Origin of the sequence: Pseudomonas sp. (genome assembly GCF_049645325.1) — a bacterium.
Classification (GTDB): domain Bacteria; phylum Pseudomonadota; class Gammaproteobacteria; order Pseudomonadales; family Pseudomonadaceae; genus Aquipseudomonas.
This window is the reverse complement of the sequence record NZ_JBARTQ010000519.1, coordinates 1-2966: the sequence shown is the minus strand read 5'-3', so window position 1 is coordinate 2966 and position 2966 is coordinate 1. Positions and strand designations below refer to the sequence as shown.

3 protein-coding genes are annotated in these 2966 nt (G+C 61.3%); all 3 read right to left on the bottom strand.

Annotated features, from left to right (window positions below; genetic code table 11):
• Positions 1-109 precede the first annotated feature (109 nt).
• Genes prpC through WBB95_RS22080 form a run of 3 tightly spaced genes read right to left on the bottom strand, consistent with a single transcriptional unit; the run spans position 110 to position 2879 of the window.
• Positions 110-1237: a bifunctional 2-methylcitrate synthase/citrate synthase gene (prpC, locus tag WBB95_RS22090; RefSeq protein ID WP_424489502.1), complete on the bottom strand. Its 1128-nt coding sequence runs from the start codon at positions 1235-1237 to the stop codon at positions 110-112.
• 41 nt (positions 1238-1278) lie between these two features.
• Positions 1279-2172 (bottom strand): methylisocitrate lyase, encoded by an 894-nt coding sequence (gene prpB / locus WBB95_RS22085; protein ID WP_025854214.1) that lies wholly within the window; start codon positions 2170-2172, stop codon positions 1279-1281.
• Positions 2169-2879: a GntR family transcriptional regulator gene (locus tag WBB95_RS22080; protein WP_122543799.1), complete on the bottom strand. Its 711-nt coding sequence runs from the start codon at positions 2877-2879 to the stop codon at positions 2169-2171. The genes prpB and WBB95_RS22080 overlap by 4 nt, the downstream gene beginning before the upstream one ends.
• Positions 2880-2966: the final 87 nt, after the last annotated feature.

Here is a 2966-nt window from a genome sequence, read left to right as displayed (position 1 = left end):
GGCGGTGTGTCATTCAACACACCTGGCGACTGATACACCGCTTTCGCGAGCAAGCCCGCTCCCACATTGCTTGATCGGGTTTCCAACCAGGGATCGCCGCTCTCTTCACTCAGCGACGTTCGATTGGCACGAACTTGCGCTGCTCAACGCCGATGTACTCGGCACTTGGACGGATGATGCGGTTGTTGGCACGCTGCTCAAACACATGCGCGGCCCAGCCGGTCAGGCGCGAGCAGACGAAGATCGGCGTGAACAACTTGGTCGGGATGCCCATGAAGTGGTACGCCGAGGCATGGTAGAAGTCGGCGTTGGGGAACAGTTTTTTCTGCTCCCACATGGTTTTGTCGATGGCTTCCGAGACCGGGAACAACACGGTATCGCCCACTTCATCAGCGAGTTTTTTCGCCCAGCCCTTGATCACTTCATTGCGCGGGTCGCTGTCTTTGTAGATCGCGTGGCCAAAGCCCATGATCTTGTCTTTGCGCGCCAGCATGCCGAGGGTGCCTTCGACGGCCTCTTGGGCCGAGCCGAAACGTTCGATCATCTCCATCGCCGCTTCGTTGGCGCCGCCGTGCAGCGGGCCGCGCAGGGAACCGATGGCGGCGGTGACGCAGGAATACAGGTCGGACAAGGTCGAGGCACACACGCGGGCAGTGAACGTCGACGCGTTGAATTCGTGCTCGGCGTAGAGGATCAGCGACACGTTCATGACTTTCTCATGCAGCTCGCTCGGCTTCTTCCCGTGCAGCAGGTGCAGGAAGTGGCCGCCGATGCTTGGCTCGTCAGTCACGCAGTCAATCTTCTTGCCGTCGTGGCTGAAGCGGTACCAGTAGCACATGATCGCCGGGAAGGCGGCGAGCAGGCGGTCGGTGACGTCGTGCTGCACGCTGAAGTCTTTCTCGGGCTCGATATTGCCCAGGAACGAGCAGCCGGTGCGCATCACGTCCATCGGGTGGGCGTCGGCGGGGATGCGTTCCAGCACTTCTTTCAGCGCTTGCGGCAGGTCGCGCAGTTTGGCGAGTTTGGCGCTGTAGGCGGCCAGTTCGGCTTTGGTCGGCAATTCGCCGTACAGCAGCAGGTAGGCGACTTCTTCAAATTGCGCATCGGCGGCCAGTTCGCGCACGTCGTAGCCGCGATAGGTCAGGCCGGCACCGGCCTGGCCCACGGTGGACAGTGCGGTCTGCCCGGCCACCTGGCCCCGCAGGCCCGCGCCACTGAGTACTTTTGCTTCAGCCATGGTTCTTCTCCAATTTTGTAGTTATTCAGGGAGGCCGTTCGTTATTTTTTCGCGGCGAACAGCGCGTCGAGCTTCTGCTCGAAGGTGTGGTAGTCGATGCGATCGTAGAGCTCCATGCGGGTTTGCATGGTGTCGATCACGTTCTGTTGGGTGCCGTCGCGACGGATCGCGGTGTAGACGTTTTCGGCGGCCTTGTTCATGGCGCGGAAAGCCGAGAGCGGGTACAGCACGATAGAAACATCGGCAGATTTCAACTGTTCGGTGGTGTACAGCGGCGTCGCGCCGAACTCGGTGATGTTAGCCAGAATCGGCGCTTTCACACGGGAGGCGAACAGCTTGTACATCTCAAGCTCGGTAATCGCTTCTGGGAACACCATGTCGGCGCCGGCTTCGATGCAGGCCGCCGCGCGTTCCAGGGCCGACTCCAACCCTTCGACCGCCAGCGCATCGGTTCGCGCCATGATCACAAAGCTGTCATCGGTGCGCGCGTCCACGGCGGCCTTGATGCGGTCGACCATTTCCTGCTGCGACACGATTTCCTTGTTCGGGCGATGGCCGCAGCGCTTGGCGCCGACCTGGTCTTCGATATGAATGGCGGCGGCGCCGAACTTGATCATCGACTTGACGGTGCGCGCGACGTTGAACGCCGAGGAGCCGAAACCGGTGTCGACGTCCACCAGCAGCGGCAGGTCGCACACGTCGGTGATGCGGCGTACATCGGTCAGCACGTCATCGAGGCCGGTGATGCCCAGGTCCGGCACGCCGAGGGAGCCGGCGGCCACACCACCACCCGACAGGTAGATCGCCTTGAAGCCGGCGCGCTTGGCCAGCAAGGCGTGGTTGGCGTTGATTGCACCGACCACCTGCAACGGGTGTTCACTGGCGACGGCGTCACGGAAACGCTGGCCTGGCGTGCTCTTATTGTTGGAACTCATGACTCACCTCTTTCGGGAGCGCCACCTGGAAAGTGACGGGCAATGTTGCGTTTCGAAGCGCCGATATGCCGGCGCATCAACAGTTCGGCCAGTTCACCGTCGCGATCGGCAATCGCATCGAGAATGCGGTGATGCTCGGCGAAGGCCTGGCGTGGACGATTGGGGGTGGCGGAGAACTGGATGCGGTACATGCGCACCAGCTGGTACAGCTCGCCGCAGAGCATTTGGGTCAGGGTGCGATTGCCGGCGCCTTGAATGATCCGGTAATGAAAATCGAAGTCGCCTTCCTGCTGGTAATAGCCGAGGCCAGCCTGGAACGCTTCGTCACGCTCGTGGGTGTGCAGCACTTGGCGCAACTCTTCGATTTCCGCGTCGGTCATGCGCTCGGCGGCCAGGCGGCAGGCCATGCCTTCGAGGGATTCGCGGATTTCATACAGTTCAACCAGCTCGGCGTGGCTCAGGGAAACCACCCGCGCGCCGACGTGGGGCACGCGCACCAGCAGGCGCTGGCCTTCCAGGCGGTGGATCGCCTCGCGCAACGGACCACGGCTGATGCCGTAAGTGCGCGCCAGTTCCGGCTCGGAGATCTTGCTGCCGGGGGCGATCTCACCCTTGACGATGGCAGCCTGGATGCGCCGGAAGACGTTCTCGGACATGGTCTGGGAATCGTCTTGGGCCACCACTGGGGTTTCCAGCTGATCCAGCATATTGTCGACACCTTTTAAAAGCAATGTGGCAAAAACTAGCGAATCAGCCCCACATAGTCAAAGAATAAATCCACATTGTCGACAATC

What these genes read in the sequence shown, in the direction of transcription:
- prpC (WP_424489502.1), bottom strand. Translation starts at nt 1,237, where the DNA reads ATGGCTGAAGCAAAAGTACTCAGTGGCGCGGGCCTGCGGGGCCAGGTG.
- prpB (WP_025854214.1), bottom strand. Translation starts at nt 2,172, where the DNA reads ATGAGTTCCAACAATAAGAGCACGCCAGGCCAGCGTTTCCGTGACGCC.
- WBB95_RS22080 (WP_122543799.1), bottom strand. Translation starts at nt 2,879, where the DNA reads ATGCTGGATCAGCTGGAAACCCCAGTGGTGGCCCAAGACGATTCCCAG.